Origin of the sequence: Paenarthrobacter sp. YJN-5 (assembly GCF_015040095.1) — a bacterium.
GTDB classification, from domain to species: Bacteria; Actinomycetota; Actinomycetes; order Actinomycetales; family Micrococcaceae; genus Arthrobacter; species Arthrobacter ureafaciens.
In genome coordinates this window covers 24,483-41,387 of sequence record NZ_CP053546.1, presented here as the reverse complement: position 1 = coordinate 41,387, position 16,905 = coordinate 24,483, and the positions used below count along the sequence as shown (strand labels likewise).

Annotated in this window: 13 protein-coding genes and 1 pseudogene; 9 read left to right on the top strand and 5 right to left on the bottom strand. The window is 65.0% G+C overall.

Annotated elements, in window-relative coordinates; translation table 11 throughout:
• Positions 1–47 precede the first annotated feature (47 nt).
• Positions 48–929: a bifunctional 5,10-methylenetetrahydrofolate dehydrogenase/5,10-methenyltetrahydrofolate cyclohydrolase gene (locus HMI59_RS24155; RefSeq protein ID WP_193594438.1), complete on the top strand. Its 882-nt coding sequence runs from the start codon at positions 48–50 to the stop codon at positions 927–929.
• 97 nt (positions 930–1,026) lie between these two features.
• Positions 1,027–1,284 carry a hypothetical protein gene (locus HMI59_RS24150; RefSeq protein ID WP_193594437.1) on the top strand — a complete coding sequence of 86 codons (258 nt, stop codon included), beginning with the start codon at positions 1,027–1,029 and terminating at the stop codon, positions 1,282–1,284.
• Positions 1,285–1,304: 20 nt separating this feature from the next.
• On the opposite strand, the gene HMI59_RS24145 is transcribed toward HMI59_RS24150, so the two are convergent.
• Positions 1,305–3,041: an L-aspartate oxidase gene (locus HMI59_RS24145; RefSeq protein ID WP_193594436.1), complete on the bottom strand. Its 1,737-nt coding sequence runs from the start codon at positions 3,039–3,041 to the stop codon at positions 1,305–1,307.
• Between the two features lie 71 nt (positions 3,042–3,112).
• Between HMI59_RS24145 and HMI59_RS24140 the strand changes: the two genes are divergently transcribed.
• The 4 genes from HMI59_RS24140 to HMI59_RS24125 all read left to right on the top strand — a co-directional run bounded on the left by HMI59_RS24140 (position 3,113) and on the right by HMI59_RS24125 (position 7,304).
• On the top strand, positions 3,113–4,072 hold the full coding sequence (locus tag HMI59_RS24140) for a LysR family transcriptional regulator (RefSeq protein ID WP_193594435.1): 960 nt from the start codon (positions 3,113–3,115) through the stop codon (positions 4,070–4,072).
• Between the two features lie 36 nt (positions 4,073–4,108).
• Positions 4,109–4,474 (top strand): bleomycin resistance protein, encoded by a 366-nt coding sequence (locus tag HMI59_RS24135; protein ID WP_370583605.1) that lies wholly within the window; start codon positions 4,109–4,111, stop codon positions 4,472–4,474.
• Positions 4,475–4,554: 80 nt separating this feature from the next.
• Positions 4,555–6,219 (top strand): alkaline phosphatase, encoded by a 1,665-nt coding sequence (locus tag HMI59_RS24130; protein WP_193594433.1) that lies wholly within the window; start codon positions 4,555–4,557, stop codon positions 6,217–6,219.
• A gap of 131 nt (positions 6,220–6,350) precedes the next feature.
• The gene (locus HMI59_RS24125; RefSeq protein ID WP_193594432.1) at positions 6,351–7,304 is read left to right on the top strand and encodes an Lrp/AsnC family transcriptional regulator; all 954 of its coding nucleotides are present in this window, start codon (positions 6,351–6,353) and stop codon (positions 7,302–7,304) included.
• Here the strand turns inward: HMI59_RS24125 and HMI59_RS24120 are convergent.
• The gene (locus tag HMI59_RS24120) at positions 7,285–8,733 is read right to left on the bottom strand and encodes an amidase (RefSeq protein ID WP_193594431.1); all 1,449 of its coding nucleotides are present in this window, start codon (positions 8,731–8,733) and stop codon (positions 7,285–7,287) included. The two genes, HMI59_RS24125 and HMI59_RS24120, sit on opposite strands and share 20 nt — an antisense overlap.
• 194 nt (positions 8,734–8,927) lie before the next feature.
• Between HMI59_RS24120 and HMI59_RS24115 the strand changes: the two genes are divergently transcribed.
• The 3 genes and pseudogenes from HMI59_RS24115 (at position 8,928) to HMI59_RS24105 (ending at position 13,038) form a co-directional block, all read left to right on the top strand.
• Positions 8,928–10,154: an amidohydrolase gene (locus HMI59_RS24115; protein WP_193594430.1), complete on the top strand. Its 1,227-nt coding sequence runs from the start codon at positions 8,928–8,930 to the stop codon at positions 10,152–10,154.
• Positions 10,155–10,188: 34 nt separating this feature from the next.
• Positions 10,189–11,416 (top strand): annotated as a pseudogene (locus HMI59_RS24110) (CaiB/BaiF CoA transferase family protein).
• A complete protein-coding gene (locus tag HMI59_RS24105) occupies positions 11,413–13,038 on the top strand; it encodes a carboxyl transferase domain-containing protein (RefSeq protein ID WP_193594429.1) in 1,626 nt (541 codons plus the stop codon). Before HMI59_RS24110 ends, HMI59_RS24105 begins: the two are co-directional and overlap by 4 nt.
• A 55-nt stretch (positions 13,039–13,093) precedes the next feature.
• Here the strand turns inward: HMI59_RS24105 and ppk2 are convergent, their stop codons facing one another.
• The 3 genes from ppk2 to HMI59_RS24090 form a co-directional block, all read right to left on the bottom strand.
• Complete coding sequence (gene ppk2 / locus HMI59_RS24100; RefSeq protein WP_193594428.1) at positions 13,094–13,987, bottom strand: polyphosphate kinase 2; 894 nt, start codon at positions 13,985–13,987, stop codon at positions 13,094–13,096.
• Between the two features lie 99 nt (positions 13,988–14,086).
• Positions 14,087–15,127 carry a hemolysin family protein gene (locus tag HMI59_RS24095; protein ID WP_193594427.1) on the bottom strand — a complete coding sequence of 347 codons (1,041 nt, stop codon included), beginning with the start codon at positions 15,125–15,127 and terminating at the stop codon, positions 14,087–14,089.
• A complete protein-coding gene (locus tag HMI59_RS24090; protein WP_193594426.1) occupies positions 15,120–16,478 on the bottom strand; it encodes a hemolysin family protein in 1,359 nt (452 codons plus the stop codon). Before HMI59_RS24090 ends, HMI59_RS24095 begins: the two co-directional genes overlap by 8 nt.
• Between the last annotated feature and the right edge of the window lie 427 nt (positions 16,479–16,905).

The following is a 16,905-nucleotide window of genomic DNA, read 5'->3' as shown; positions in this document are numbered from 1 at the left end:
CGGCACCGCACTTTCCAACGCCGGCACCTAGGCGAAAGGATCCTCGCATGAACACCACCACTCTCTCCGGCAAGCGCCTGGCCTCCCTCATCCAGCAGCGCGCCCAGGACCAGGCCCGGTTGGCCCAACACGAAGGCATCCACCCCACCCTTGCCGTGGTGGTGGCCACCGATGACGAGTCCACCCACTGGTACGTGCGTTCAATCGAACGGGCGGCAGACAGGGCAGGCATCGATTGCCGGATCGTGGACCTTGGACCCGATGCGACGGAACAGGTCCTCACGAGCGTCTTGAAGGACCTCAGCTCCGAGCCCTCGGTGCACGGCATCATCCTGCAGACGCCCCTGCCAACCGGGGTTGCGGCTGACAGTCTGGTGGGGCTGATCGCTCCCGAAAAGGACATCGACGGCGCCAATCCCCTGAGCCTGGGCCGCTTGGCTGTGGGACGGCCGGCTTTCGCTCCGGCCACGGCCCGCGCGGTGGTGGAGCTTCTTGAGCACTTTGAGGTGCCGGTAGCGGGCCGCAACGTGACCGTCGTCGGGCGTTCCGCCGTGGTGGGCAAGCCGTTGGCGCTGCTGCTGCTGGAACGGGACGCAACCGTTACTGTCTGCCATTCCAAGTCAGGCGCCATGGAGACGTACACCCGGCCGGCCGACGTCGTGGTTGTCGCCGCGGGCCGCACCGGCCTCCTGACGGGCGCGCACGTCACCGAAAAGACCGTAGTGATCGACGTCGGCACCAACGTCCTGCCCGACGGCACCCTGGTGGGGGACGTCGACGAAGCGAGCGTCACCGGAGTAGCGGCGGCCTTGACGCCTGTACCCGGCGGCGTCGGATCCGTCACCACGGCATTGCTGCTGCTACACACCGTCGAGGCGGCACGGGCACAATTCTTGCCGCGAGCGTCAAAGCTGACGGTTATGGCCTGATCAGGCAACGAGCTCCGGGCCCGGACGGGAACCGCCCCTTCTCAACCGCAACCCTGGACCCATTCCGACCTAGCGGAGAACCGAAAGGACGCCAGCAATGGTAGTCACCACGCAAAGCACCGGCCGGCTCATCAATGACTGGACCTTTCTGGACGGATCCGACGCCGAAATAGTCCGCGAAGGAAAGACCGTTGTCCGTGGAATCATTGACGGGGTCACGGAAGACGGCTCCATCATCTGGGTCCGCGACAACATCGGCTACCGCAGGCTTTACGAACGATGCGAGCACTATGAGGTATGGGTATCTCGTGGACACGCCGCGCTAAATTTCCAAGTCGCGAAAACCGGTGCCTGACCGCTGATGGTTCGTCCGGCTTACTCCACCAGCTTGCCCACCGTCGAAACTTCCTTCATCAAGGCGGCGATCTCGTCAGGGATGGCCGGTATCTCTTCGCGAACCACGCCCGAGGTGGGTGACCATACGAGGTTGACCTGCAGTTGGGCGTCCATCCCAGGGTAGTCGCTGCGGTTGTGGCAGCCTCGGGTTTCTCGGCGTTCGACGGCGGATTCCAGGGTTGCGCGTGCGGCCAACGCCGAGGCTTTGAGGTCGAAGGCGTGGGCCAGGTCCTGGAAACCGGCGAGGTCCGGGTGGACGCCGATGTGTTGCATGCGTTCTTCGATGGCGTCGAGTTTCGCGAGGCCGGTCATCAGTCCTTCTTCGTCCCGGACGACGCCGGCGTGTTCGGTCATCATGTTGCGGATGGCGCGCTGCAGTGCCCGTACGTTCTCGGTGCCATCGGCGGCGAGCAGATCGTCGATCTCCGCCCGGGCTTGGGCCAGGGCTTCGGCCGAGCGGGGCTGGGACGTGAGGGATGCAGAGTAGCCGGCGGCTGCTTGGGCAACGATCCGGCCGAAAACGAGCAGTTCGATGAGCGAATTCCCGCCGAGCCGGTTCGCGCCGTGGAGCCCACTGGATGCTTCACCGATGGCGTACAGGCCGGCCACGTCCGTGCTGTGATCCTCGGGGCGTACCCAAACGCCACCCATTGAGTAGTGGGCTGTTGGCGCAATTTCGATCGGGGTGGTTGTGATGTCGAGCATCTGGACTTCCAGCATGGTCTGGTAGACCCGCGGCAGGCGGTCCATGATGGTTTCGCGGGGGAGATGGGAGACGTCGAGCCATACTCCGCCGTTGGGAGTGCCGCGGCCTTCCTTGATTTCGGTGTAGGCGGCCAGGGCAACCCGGTCGCGGGTGGACAGTTCCATGCGTTCCGGGTCGTAGCGCTCCATGAACCGTTCGCCCAGATTGTTGCGCAGGATCCCGCCTTCACCGCGTGCGGCTTCGGAGATCAGGGTGCCTGCGGCGTTTTCGGGTTCGATGATCCCCGAGGGGTGGAACTGTACGAGTTCGGCGTCGCGGAGCCTTGCCCCTGCGTCGACGGCGAGGCGGAACGAGTCGCCGGTGTTTTCGTCACGGCGCGAGGATGTGCGGCGCCAGATGCGGTTGTGACCTCCGGCGGCCAGGACCACCGCGTCGGCGTGGATGAGGTAGCGGGTGCCGTTGTTGAGGTCGAAGCCGTAGGCGCCGAAGACCTGGTTATCCTTCACGAGCAGGCGGGTGATGTACACCTCGTCCAGGATGGGGATCTCCAACTGCTGGGCCCGGGCTACCAGGCTGCGTTGGATCTCCAGCCCGGTGTAGTCGCCGGCGAAGGCCGTGCGTCGGAAGGTGTGGGCGCCGAAGAAGCGTTGGGAAATGCGTCCGTCGTCCTCGCGGGCGAAGGCCATTCCGTAGCGTTCCAGGTCCTGGATGCCTTGTGCGGCTCCGCGGGCAACGATCTCTACCGTGTGGGGGTTGGCGAGGTAGTAGCTTTCCTTGATGGTGTCTGCTGCGTGTTGCTGCCAGCTGTCGTCTTCATCCATGGTGCCGAGCGCTGCGTTGATGCCGCCGGCGGCAAGGGAGGTGTGCGCGTCGGTGCGCTGGCGCTTGCCGACGGCGAGCACGTCGACGCCCATTTCGGCCAGTTCTATGGAAGCGCGGAGTCCTGATCCGCCCGTTCCAATAACCAGGACGGTGGTGGAGATCTGCTTTTCAGTGGGGGAAGTGTTCATAAATTCATGCTAAAAACCGAGGTGTTGATCAGTCCAATGAATTGTTTGGCTCAACTTGATGCACATAGGCTATGAGCGTGAATCTTGAACAGCTCCGCAGCTTCGTGACGGTCCACCAGATGGGTCACTTCACCCGGGCCGCCGCGTATCTGCATCTGGCCCAGCCATCATTGAGCCGGCAAATCTCCACTCTTGAGTCCGACCTCGGAGCGGCCCTTTTCCATCGCATCAGGGGCAACGTCACCCTGACCGCTGCGGGGGAAGCGCTCCTGCCTCTGGCGACCAGGATGCTGGCAGATGCCGACACTGTTCGATTCGAAATGCAGGAGTTGGCCGGGCTTAGGCGGGGGAGGGTGCGCCTCGGCGCTACCCCGACGTTGTGCATCAGCCTCGTTGCCGAGGTCCTGACCTCGTTCCATTCCGCCTATCCGGGCATCGAGTTGCACCTGTCTGAGGGCGGTTCGCTGGGACTGCTGGAGGAGTTGGCCAATGGTTCCCTGGATCTTGCCCTCGTCACCACATCGGAGGACGCGCCAACTCCTGCACCCAGCCTGGGAATGCTTCCAATCCTGAGCGAGGAACTGGTGGTCATTTCCTCGGCCAGGAGCGATCTTCTGGAGGGCGTCGAAACACTCACGCTCACCGAATTGGCCGAACTGCCGCAGATCACTTTCCAGGAAAACTATGAACTGCGGGCAACCACCACACAGGCCTTCCGTGCGGCCGGCCTGACTCCCCGGATTGTCCTTGAGGGTGCCGAGATGGATGCGGTACTGCGCTGCGTGGAACGCGGACTGGGCGTGGCCGTGGTCCCGGCCATGGTCATGGTGGACAGGCCGGGCCTGCACTCGGTGCGGCTCACCGCACCGCGCTTCACGCGCTCCATCAGCCTGGCGCACCGAAGCGACGTACCGCTCACGCGTGCCGCCCAGGCCATGCAGGATCTGGTCATCGAAACAGCCAACAACCTGTCCACCACCAGCGCAGCGACAGCAGGACTGCTCTCAGCGACACCGGCTCGCAAGCGGTGACCCTCGTGCCAAGATAGGTCCATGGTCCCGACACCCTTGCCTGACCGTGCCGTACCGAACCTCCCCTCCGCGGACTTCGACGTGACCGAAGCCTTCTACGGAGGCTTCGGCTTCGAACGGCTTTTCCGCGATGAGGGCTGGCTGATCCTGACGCGGGGCGGCCTGCAGCTGGAGTTCTTTCCCGCCCCGGACCTTGACCCGTTCACCAGCAACTTCATGTGCTCCGTCCGGGTTGCTGACGTCGATGAGCTCTACGAAGCCATACAGCGTTCAGGTGTGCCGGTGATGAGCACCGGCATGCCCAGGCTGCACCCTGTCAGGATGCAGCCGTGGGGCCTTCGCGCAGGCTACCTGGTGGATCCTGACGGCACCCAGCTGGCGCTGATCGAGCAGTCGCTTTGAGCTCGTTCAGCCTGCGTGGAGCAACAAACCTTCACCCCACCCTCACCCGCTGTTCACAACGGCTCGAAAGGGTGGACGGCATGACTGACCTTTCACGCCGCACCCTCGTCAAGTCCTCGCTCGCTGGCCTCACCCTCGCCGGACTCGTCACTGCCGGAACCCCAGCGAACGCCGCCCCGAATGCTATCCCCTTGGTCCGCAAGCGACTTGTCCTCCCCACGGGGATCGCCACCGGCGATGTCACCACCGATTCCGCCGTCCTGTGGTCCCGCGCCTCTGGGCCGGGTCGCCTCACCGCCACGCTCCGGGCCATCGACGACGCAGGAGAAATCCTCCGCGGCCGCTACGGCTTCAGCCGAACCATCCGGGGACCTTTGGCAAGCGAAGCCAGCGACTTCACCGCGAAGATCCACGCCAAGGGACTTCCCGCCGGAACCATCTTCAAGCTGGAGCTGAACTTCGAGGACGAGAGCGGCCCGGGGGAGGCGCTTCAAGGCACCTTCCGCACGGCGCCGGGGACAAACAAAGCCAACGACGGCGGTACGCAAGACGCGCGCGGTGGCGGCAGGCCGGCGTCGTACTCGCAATCCTTCGTCTGGACCGGCGATACCGCCTGGCAGGGCTGGGGCATCAACCCGGACATCGGCGGCATGCGCGGCTACCGGGCCATGCACCAGACCCGCCCGGACTTCTTCATCCACTCGGGCGACACCATCTACGCCGATGGCCCGATCGCCGAAACTGTCACTGAAAAGGACGGCCAGGTGTGGCGGAACGTCGTCACGGAGGAAGTTGCCAAAGTGGCCGAGACCCTGAAGGAATACCGGGGCCGCCACCGCTACAACTCCCTGGACGCCAACATGCGCGCCCTGTTCGCCGAAGTGCCCGTGATCGCCCAGTGGGACGACCACGAAACCACCAACAACTGGTACCCCGGCGAAATCCTGGACGACGCCCGCTACACCGAACGCAGTGTGAACGTCCTCGCTGCGCGCGGCCGGCAGGCGTGGCAGGAGAACATGCCGATCGCGGACTCCGCTGCACTCTGGCGCCCTGGAACGTACGACGCCGGCCAGTACCAGCCCGCGCGCATCTACCGGAAGATTTCGCGCGGCCCGCAGTTGGACATCTTCTGCCTGGACATGCGGACGTTCAAGTCGCCGAACACGGACGGCAAGGAGCCATACGCCACCAACATCCTGGGCCAGGAGCAGGTGGACTGGCTGATCAAGGAAGTCCGGCAGTCGAAGGCGACCTGGAAGGTGATCGCCGCCGACCTTCCCCTCGGAATCGTTGTCCCGGATGGTGCCGTGAACCAGGAGAGCCTGTCCAACCGGGACAACGGTGCGCCGCTTGGCCGCGAGCTGGAGATCGCCGGGGTGTTGAGCGCGTTCAAGAAGTACGGCATCAAAAACACGGTGTGGCTGACGGCGGACGTGCACTATTGCGCAGCACACCACTACTCTCCGGAACGCGCGTCCTTCACGGACTTCGATCCGTTCTGGGAGTTCGTGGCCGGTCCGATCAACGCGGGTTCCTTCGGGCCGAACGACATGGATGGGACGTTCGGGCCGGAAGTAGTGTTCTCCAAGGCCGGGCGTTTCCCGGGCGAGTCACCCCGCGACGGCGAGAACCAATACTTCGGGCACGTGGAGCTCGGCAGTGACAACACCTTTAACGTGAGCCTGCGGAACGCCAACGGTTCGGTCATTTTCTCGAAGACTCTAAAAGCTGACATTCCTTAGCCCACTCGCGGGCCAAAGCAGTGCCGGCGCTCGTCGACCCAATCCGGCCCCGGCTCAGTGTCGCCCTTATATTCTGTCTGTGGGCCCGTGACAGAAACCGAGGCTCCAACGAACCGAACGGAGCGCCCACGGTGTTGTTTGACGCATTGGAGCGGCAGATCGTGGCCGCCCTCCAGATTGATCCGCGCTGCCCGTGGCGCAAGATGGCTGCTGTGTTGGGGGAAGCTGAGCGAACGGTTGCACGCCGGGGCTCCCAGCTCCTGGAATCGGGAGCGGTCGCGGTGGTGGGCGTCCGGCCCAAACCGGCGGCGGTGCTCTTCGAGATGCGTTGCATCCCCGGAACGGTGCGGACGGCAGCGAAAGCGCTGGCCCAGCGAAAAGACATCACGTTCGTCTACACCACAACGGGCACCGGTGACTGCGTGGCCGAGATCATGACGGACCCCAAGCACATGGCTGACGTGCTCTCGGACGAACTTCCGTCCACCATCGGCCTCAGGGATTCAACCAGCTATCCGGTCCTGCGATACTTCCGCACTATCCGGGGGTGGCGGCCGGAAATCCTCAGCGCGGACCGGGCCGAGGCACTGCGGTCACACCTCACCGTGGACTCGGGCATCCTGGAAGCCCAGAAGGAACTGAGCCGCCAGGACAACGAGATCGTGGAAGCCTTGTGCGCCGACGGCCGGATGAGCTTCGAGGCGCTGGGCCGTCGGGTGGGCGTCTCGGAAGCCACCGCCCGCCGCCGCAGCGAATGGCTTCTGGCCAACAACCAGGTCCATTTGCGGGTGGTGATCGAACCGGCAGCTTTCGGCCTCGCCGTTGAAGCCTTGCTCTGGATCCGGGCCGCGCCACAGCACGTTGAACAATTGGGAAAGAGCCTCGCCGAACTCCCCATGGTCCGCTACGCCGCGGCCATAGCAGGCGACTACCAGGTGATCGCCGACGTCACTGTGGGGGATATGTCCGCTCTTTACCGTTTCATCACAGCTTCGGAGTGGGCACAGTACGCATCCGGCGTGGACGTCTCCATCCTGCTCGACGCCCAGAAACGCGGTGGCCGCTTTATGCGGGCACCGTCGTAAGGGCCGGTACCCCAGTTGCGATAACAGGCGCGACGGCGGCGTACCCCGTCTGCTGCTCGAAAGCCCGCCCCCATCGGAGCAACTGCATGTCCGTGTAATGGTTGCTGGCCAGCTGGAGGCCGATCGGCAACCCTGCCCGGCTGAATCCCGCGGGCACGCTCAGCACCGGCAGTCCCGTGGCCGAAAGCACGCAGGCCGAACGCATCCAGTCCAGATACGTTTCCGACGGTACGCCGGCAACAGAGCCCGGGTACCGCAGGGACGCATTGAACGGAAGGACCTGGGCGCAGGGACTCGCGAAGAGGTCATAGCGGCTGAAGAATGACTGAACTCCTGCTTCAAGCCGTGTGCGCGCAGCTGCGGTTTCGATCAGGTCCCGCGCAGTCAGGGCGAGTCCCTTGTTCACGTTCCAGTGCACTTCGGGCTTGATGACATCGCCCGCACGCTCCACGAGGGGTCCCAGCCCCGCAGCGAAATCCATGGCCCTCGTGTTGCCGAACACCAGGTCCGCCTCGCTGAAGTCCGGGGTTGCTTCCTCCACCATGGCGCCGAGCTCCTCGAACACCGCAAGCTGCCGTTCCAGGTGTTCCACGATCTCGGCCTCAACAGGGATGCCGATGCCGAAGTCCCGCGACCAGCCGATCCGTACGCCGCGCATGTCCGTTTCCAGCGACGCGCGGAAAACTTCCGGATCCAGCCCTGCCGGATGGGGGACACGCCGGTCGGGTCCGGCCGTGACGGACATGAACAGGGCGATGTCCTCCACGGTCCGTGCCATCGGCCCCGTCCGTCCCAGCCATGCGTAGGCGTTGACCTCGGACGGCATGGGGATCACCGCCGTCGACGGCCTGAAACCCACCACGTTGCAAAAAGACGCCGGGATGCGGAGCGAACCGCCCATGTCACTGCCGTCACCGATGCTTTGGACGCGGGAAGCGACGACGGCGGCAACCCCGCCGCTGCTTCCGCCGGCGCTCAGTGTGGGCGCGTAGGGATTGGTAGTGGTCCCGAAGAGGTCGTTGAAGGTGTGCGAGCCCGCGCCGAATTCCGGGACATTGGACTTACCAGTGCTGACCACGCCGGCCGCCTTGAGCCGCGCAATGATGAGGTCGTCGGCGTCGGGCACAAAGTCGCGCAAGGCGAGGGAGCCCTGGGTGGTGCGCATCCCGGCGGTGTTGTTGGTGTCTTTGTGCGTCATGGGCAGGCCGTGCAGCGGCGGCAGTTCGGCTCCGGATGCGGTCCGCTGGTCGGCTTGATGCGCCAAGGCCTGCGCTCCATCGGGATCCTGCGTCACCACGGCGTTGATGGCCGGGTTCACCTCCGCGATGCGCTGGAGGTGATTGTCCAGGGCCTCCCGGGCCGAGATTTCCTTCGTACGGATCGCCGCGGTGAGTTCGACGGCGGACAGCTCGCCAATGGTGTGGGACATGATGCTCCTTTGCTGGATGGTCGCTGCCTGAAAGTGTGCCGAGTCACACCGAGCCATTGGAAGTCCCGCATGATGCCAAGGCCGTGTATGACTGTTTCGGCCAACTAGATGGCTGATTCCGTCAGCTATTGTTTGTGATCCGGCTCATAGCGTAAGGTGTTCCTAACCCACAACGCACCAGAAAGAAGACCACCATGCCGCAAACCGCCACCGCCCTGGAACTCGACAGCGAACAGACCACCAAGCTCCACGCCCTGTACCGGCGCCTGCACGCCCACCCCGAGCTGTCCATGCAGGAGCACGCCACGGCAGCCCTCATCGAGGAACAACTCGACCGTTTGGGCGTGGAGCATTTCCGCTGCGGCGGCACCGGAGTGGTGGGTGTCCTGCGGAACGGCCGCGGTCCAGTAGTTGCCTTCCGGGCGGACACTGACGGCCTGCCCATCGAGGAAGCCACCGGCCTGGAGTACGCCAGCACGGACAAAGGCATGCTGGACGGCGCCGAGGTTCCCGTGATGCACGGTTGCGGCCATGACACCCACGTGGCGAGCCTGCTGGGCGCCGCCGAAATCCTCGCCAGCAACCGGGACGCGTGGGCCGGGACCTTGGTGCTGATCTTCCAGCCCGGTGAAGAGACCGCGGCAGGTGCCCTGGCCATGCTCGACGACGGGCTGTGGGACAAGGCTCCACGGCCGGAGGTCGTGTTCGGGCAGCACGTCATGCCGCGGCCGGTGGGTACCGTGTCCATCTCCAGCGGACCGGTGGCGGCCATGGCGGATTCGCTCAGGGTCACGGTCCACGGCCAGCAATCCCACGGTTCGCAGCCGCAGGACTCAATCGATCCCATCGTCATGGCGGCGCACATGGTCACGCGGCTGCAGACCATCGTGTCCCGTGAGCTGGACCCACGGAAGTCCGCCGTCGTGACCGTTGGGACTTTCCACGCCGGGCTCAAGGAGAACATCATCCCGGCCTCGGCCGAGTTCACGCTCAACATCCGTACCTTCGACGAGGAGGTGCGTAGCCAGGTCCTCGCCGCCGTCCGCCGCATCATCGAGGCCGAGGCCGCCGCGTCCGGCGCGCCCACGCCGCAGATCGAGGAGCTGTACCGCTTCCCGCAGTGCTTCAATGACCCCGACGCCGTTCCTTCAGTTCTCGCGGCACTGCGCGGTGCGCTCGGGGCGGAGTCAGTCGAAGTGACCCCGCCGATGATGGGGAGCGAGGACTTCGGGCACCTGGGTACGGCCATCGGCGTGCCGTCCGTGTTCTGGATGTTCGGTGGCACGCCTGCGTCCGCCTTTGAAGGCCCCGGGCCGGTACCCGTGAACCATTCGCCCTTCTTCGCCCCCGAGCTGGAAGGTTCGCTCGCCGGCGGAGTCTCCGCCGCCGTCGCCGTGCTCCTGTCCCGCCTGGGCAACTGAGCTTGCTTCGGCAACTGATCTTCGAGGAATGTCCATGACTTCAGTACTCACCGAAACAGCCCCTGTCCTCCGGGATACCGTCGGTCCGCTCTCCGGCCGCCTCGTGGTGGACCTGAGCCGAGCGCTCGCCGGCCCGCACGCCGCCATGATGATGGGCGACCTCGGTGCCAGGGTCATCAAGATCGAGAACCCGGGCACTGGGGACGACACCCGTGGCTGGGGCCCGCCCTTCGTCGGTCCCGAAGACGATCCGCAGGCCACCTATTTCCTGTCCTGCAACCGCAACAAGGAATCGCTTGCCTTGGACCTCAAGAGCGACGACGGCCGCGCCGTACTGCGGCAATTGCTGGAACGTGCCGACGTAGTGGTGGAGAACTTCCGTCCCGGTGTCCTGGAACGGCTCGGCTTCAGCACTGATGCGATGCACGCCATCAACCCCCGTTTGGTGATCCTGTCCATCACAGGCTTCGGCCACGATGGCCCCGAATCCCACCGCAGCGGCTACGACCAGATCCTGCAGGGCGAGGCCGGGCTCATGTCGCTCACCGGTTCCGGACCCGACGATCCCCAACGGGTGGGCGTACCCATCGCTGACCTCCTGTCCGGCATGTACGGGGCCTACGGGGTGGTCGCGGCGCTGCTGGAACGCGAGCGGACCGGCCAGGGGCAAGTGGTGCGGACGTCCCTGCTGGCTTCGCTTGTTGGCGTCCACGCGTTCCAAGGGACCAAGGTCACCGTGGCGGGGGAATCGCCCGAAGCACAGGGCAACCACCATCCGTCCATCGCGCCGTATGGCCTCTTCCGCTGCCGCAATGGGAGCGTGCAGATCAGTGTGGGGAGCGAAAAGCTCTGGGCCGCTTTCACCTCCGCGTTCGGGCTTGACCCTGCCGCGGACGGCTTGGCCAGCAACGCGGACCGGGTTCGCAACCGCGCCCGCGTCATCGATGTTGTGGAAGCCGCGTTCGCGGGGTACGACGCTGAGCCGCTCCTCGCGAAGCTCTCCGACGCCGGTATTCCCGCGGGCAAAGTCCGGGCCCTAAAAGAAGTGTACGAATGGCCCCAGCTCGCTTCCCAGGGGTTGCTGGTGGACGTGGAACACCCGCTCCTGGGCCCGGTCACCTTGCCCGGGCCGCCGCTGCGCTTCTTCGACAACGCCTCCGGAGCCGAGTCCACCCGACGGTCCCACACCGCACCCCCCGCTGCTCAACGAGCACAGCGACGGTATCCGTGAGTGGCTCGCCGCGGGGGAGGTCTCCAGATGACAGCTACCGCGACGCGCCGACGCCTCGGTGCCCGGGAACTGCTTGAGGAAACGCTCGACGCCGGTACTTTCGTTTCGTGGGACGCCCCGGTTCGTGGGGTGGTTGGCTCTGACTCCGCTGGCGCCGCGTACGCCGCAGACCTGGCCGCCGCACGACACAAGTCCGGCAGCGACGAGTCGGTGCTCACCGGCGAGGGCCGGATCCGGAACCACCGCGTCGCCGTCGTCGTCTCCGATTTCGCTTTCCTGGCCGGCTCCATCGGGCGGGACGCGGCACAAAGGCTGGTTGCCGCCGTCGAACGTGCAACCCACCTGGGCCTGCCGCTCGTGGCCATGCCCGCTTCCGGGGGGACCCGCATGCAGGAAGGGACCGCAGCGTTCCTGGCCATGGTGGAAATCGTTGCCGCCGTTCAGGCGCACCGCGACGCCGGGTTGCCGTATCTGGTCTATCTGCGGCACCCCACTACTGGGGGCGTCATGGCATCCTGGGGTTCCTTGGGGCACGTGACCGCGGCGGAACCGGGAGCCCTGCTGGGGTTCCTTGGGCCGCGCGTGTACGAGGCATTGAATGGCGAAGCCTTCCCGTCCGGTGTTCAGACCGCCGAGAACCTGTTCGATCACGGGCTCGTGGATGCCGTGGTACCTCCTGAAGGGCTCGGTGCCTACTTCGGCCGCGTGCTGGATCTGTTGGTGGCGTCCAGTGATGGGGAAGAGGTTGCTGGGACGTCCGCTGCCGGCGTCGGCGCGGCCGCCGCGCAGCACCCCGAGGACCCCGCCGGGCAGCTTCACCCCGCGGAGCTCTCCGCTGCGCGGTTCTCGGCTGGGCCGCTGGCCGCAGCGCCGCTTCTCCCCGCGGCACCGCCAGCAGCGTGGGACTCCGTGCAACGATCGCGAAACCCACACCGGCCTTCCATCGGGGCCCTCCTTGGTGAGGCGGGAGGCGTCGTGCTCCTGCGGGGCGCCGGCGACGGTGCCAAGGAGAACGGGATGCTCGTGGCCTTGGCCCGCTTTGGCAGCACGTCGTGTGTGGTGGTGGGGCACCGGAGAGACGCGGCGATGGGCCCGGCGTCATTGCGGGACGCGCGGCGCGGAATGCGACTGGCCAACGAACTGCGGCTTCCTCTGGTGACCGTCATCGACACCCCCGGCGCAGCTTTGTCCAAGGAAGCCGAGGAAGGCGGGCTCGCCGCCGAGATCGCCCGGTCCCTGTACGACCTCCTTGGATTGGAGACACCCACCCTGTCTGTCTTGCTGGGCCAAGGGACCGGTGGGGGAGCCTTGGCCCTCCTGCCCGCCGACCGGACCATCGCCGCGCAACACGCGTGGCTGGCGCCGCTTCCACCGGAGGGAGCCTCGGCGATCGTCCACCGGACCACGTCCCACGCCCCCGCGCTCGCAGAAAGCCAAGGCATCACGGCCGCGGCGCTCGCGGGAAGGGGAGTGGTGGACGTCGTGGTGGCGGAACAGCCTGATGCCGCTACGGAGCCCGTGGAGTTCTGGCGCCGCCTCGGTGACGTTATCGCCGTCGAACTCCAAGCCCTGGCCGTATCGGGAGCGCTGTCCGGTCCGGGATTCGCGCGGCTGCAGGCCCGCCGTGCTAGGTATCGTGCCCTGGTCTCGTAGCCCCCACACAGCGGGAGGTGAGTACCGTCGTCGTTCGCTTATTGGCGCTGTTGCGTCAGTGGCTGCCCGGGGTTTCGCCGTCTTCGAAGATCCTCGAGGCAGGGCCTACGATCAGGGCGTCGGGTGTGCCCACCAGTTCCACGTCCTTGCCGGTGTAGTCGAAGCGGTTGAGGACGTGGCGCATTGCTTCGAGGCGTGCGCGCTTCTTGTCATTGCTCTTCACCACCGTCCACGGCGCCCAGTCCGTGTCCGTTTCGAGGAACATGGCTTCTTTCGCGGCAGTGTACGAACCCCACTTGTCCAGCGACGCCAAGTCCATGGGGGAGAGCTTCCACTGGCGGACCGGATCCACCTGCCGGATGGTGAACCGCGTCAGTTGCTCGGTGCGGGATACAGAGAACCAAAACTTGACCACGTCAATGCCGTCGTCCACCAACAGCTTCTCGAAAATGGGTGCTTGGTGGAGGAAGTTCTCGTATTGCTCCTCGGTACAGAAGGACATCACGCGCTCCACGCCGGCCCGGTTGTACCAGGACCGGTCGAACATGACCATCTCGCCGGCCGCAGGCAGGTGCGAGACATAGCGCTGGAAGTACCACTGGGACTGTTCGCGCTCGCTGGGCTTCTCCAAGGCGACAATCCGGGCGCCACGGGGATTCAGGTGCTCGGTGAAACGCTTGATGGTGCCGCCCTTGCCCGCCGCGTCCCGGCCCTCGAAAACCATCACAACCCTGCGGCCCGTGGACTTGACCCACTTCTGCAGCTTGAGGAGTTCGATCTGGAGCAGCCGCTTCTCCGACTCATACGTTTCCCGGTCCAAGCGGGCCGCGTAGGGGTAACCCTCGCGCCAGGTGTCCACCAGCACGCCGTCGGGGCCGAGCAGCACAGGATCATCGTCGTCATCGTCCAGGACCGAGAAGCCGTGGAGGTTGGAGCCAAGAGCAGTCATGGCCAGAACGTAGCGCCGGTAAGTTAACGCATCGTGAATACAGGAAGTCACCGCGGCCGGACGCCCCCAAAGCGTCCGGCCACGGTGACCCGTGCGTCGTTAGGCGCTCGTCACGTCCTGGACCTCGCCCACGAGTTCTTCGATGATGTCCTCAAGGAACAGCATGCCAGTGGTGGCTCCTTCGGCATTGAAGACGCGGGCAACGTGGGAGCCGCTCCGGCGCATGGACGCCAGAGCATCTTCGAGTTCGCTGCCTACATAAACGGACGCCAGGCGACGGATGCGTTTCTCCGGCACCGGACTGCTGAACTTCTCCGGCGTGGTCAGGTCCATGACGTCCTTGAGGTGGAGATAGCCGGAAGGCTGTCCGTCCGTGTCCGTCAGGATGTACCGGGAGTAGCCATGCTCCGCAACAGTCCGCTGGATGTCCGATGGCGATGACGTGGCAGGCAGGAGCACCATTTCGGCGATCGGAACCTCCACGTCGGCCACGGTCTTTGCCGTGAACTCGAAGGCGGCAGTCAGTGTTCCGCTGGTGTCGTTGAGGGTTCCTACCCGCGTGGATTGCTCCACGATGGTTGCCACCTCGTCCAAGGTGTAGGCGCTGGTGGCCTCGTCCTTGGGTTCCACGCGGAAAAGCCGAAGGATGGAATTTGCGATTCCGTTCAAGGTCCAGATCACGGGCTTGAACACCTTGGCCACCAGGACCAGGGGAGGCGCCAGGATCAGGGCCGCCCTTGTGGGAACAGAGAACGAAATGTTCTTGGGGACCATTTCGCCCACCACAACGTGCAGGAAGGTCACCAACAGGAGCGCGACGGCAAAGGCGATGATGCTGATTGCCTCGGCCGGCAGGGACGTGAGCCCCAACGGAATTTCCAGCAGGTGGTGGATGGCCGGCTCAGACACGTTGAGGATCACCAGCGAACATACCGTGATGCCCAGCTGGCTCGTCGCCAGCATCAGGGTGGCGTGTTCCATGGCCCACAGCGTGGTCTTGGCGGCCTTGCTGCCTGCCTCGGCCTTGGGTTCGATCTGGGAACGCCGTGCGGAGATCACGGCGAACTCGGCGCCAACGAAGAACCCATTCACCACCAGCAGGATCACCAGCCAGATGATTCCGGGAAGATACTCACTCATGGCCAAGCTCCTCGGAAATCTTGTCGATGATCTGGTCGTGGGTGCTGGTTGTGTCCGCCTCGGGGTCCGGTGTGAAGCGGATACGTCCCAGCTGCGGGCCGGCTACCCGTTCCACACGCAGCACGCCATCGGCGATGGCCACTTCGTCACCGAGCTCCGGAACGCGGTCCAGCTGGTCGGACATGAAGCCGGCCACAGTGTCGTACTCCTCGCCTTCGGGCACCACGATGCCGGTCCGGTCCAGCAACTCGTCCGGTCTCAGGGAGGCGTCGAAGGTAACTGAGCGGCCGCTGCGGACCACCCCGGCCCTGGCACGGTCGTGTTCGTCCTCGAGTTCGCCCACGATTTCCTCTACGAGGTCCTCCAGCGTGACGATCCCTGCTGTTCCGCCGTGCTCGTCGGAGACAATGGCCACTTGCAGGCCTTGCTTGCGCAGGAGGACCAGGAGTGCATCCACGTCCTTGGACTCCGGGACGTACAACGGCTCGGTCATGAGGGAAGTAGCGGCAACGGATCCACGTTCTTCCAGCGGCACCGCGAAGGCCTGCTTGACGTGGAGGACTCCCTGAACGTCGTCACGGTCGCGGCCGATCACCGGGAACCGCGAGAACCCGGTGGCGGATGCAAGCTCCACGATTTCGGCGGCCGTGTGATCCGAATCCACGGCCACCATGCGGATACGAGGCGTCATCACGTCTCCGGCCGTGTGCTCCGAAAAGCGCAGGGTCCGGTTCAGCAACTCGGCATGGTCGCGGTCCAGGACGCCTTCCAACGCCGAGCGCCGCACCAACGAGGTCAGTTCCTCCGCGGACCGGGCACCCGAAAGTTCCTCCTTGGGCTCAATGCCGAAGGAACGGATGATGCGGTTGGCTGTGTTGTTGAAGAGCAGGATCGCCGGTTTGAACACCGTGGTGAACAGGGCTTGGAAGGGGACTACTACCTTGGCCGTAGCCAGTGGCAGGGCCAAGGCGAAGTTCTTGGGAACCAGTTCTCCGATCACCATGGAGAAGATGGTGGCCAGGAAGATACCTGCCACCGCACCGACGCCGGGAATGAAGGCTTCGGGCAAGCCGGTCGATTGCAGCGGGCCGCGGAGCATGCTGCTGATGGCCGGCTCAAAGGTGTAGCCGGTGAGCAGGGTGGTGAGGGTGATGCCGAGCTGGGCACCGGAGAGGTGCGTCGACGTGATTTTCAGGGCGTTGATGGTCGGCCCCAGCCGCTTTTCACCGCGGGCTTGGCGGGCTTCGAGTTCAGTGCGGTCCAGATTGACCAGCGCAAACTCGGAAGCGACGAAGAATCCTGTGCCGACAGTGAGGACAAGGCCTATGCCGAGCATGATCCATTCATACATTCGGGCGCCCCTCTCCCGTGTGGACCGGCAATCCGGTCAGGGGGCAGAGGGGCCTGGGCATATGTGAAGGAGGGTCATCCATAGTGGGCCAAGTCTACGGGGTGGCCGGCCAAGTCCGGATATTTGTGCGCCGCAGGCTGAAACGGGAACCCGCCGGGGGCTTCGGACGTTGACGAGCGGATGCCCCTAACGCGGAAACAGAGAACCCCCGGAAATCCGAAGATTTCCAGGGGTTCCCAACCGAGCTTCCTATCAGAATCGAACTGATGACCTTTTCATTACAAGGGGAACGCTCCCAGAGAAGGACAGGTTATCCGCCTTCCCTTTCGACCGCAAACGGCACGGACTGATTGCCCAGTGGGACAGGTTGCGAAGGTCTTACCGTTCCCCGCGTAATCGCTAGCCGGTCAAGATACACGAAACCCGC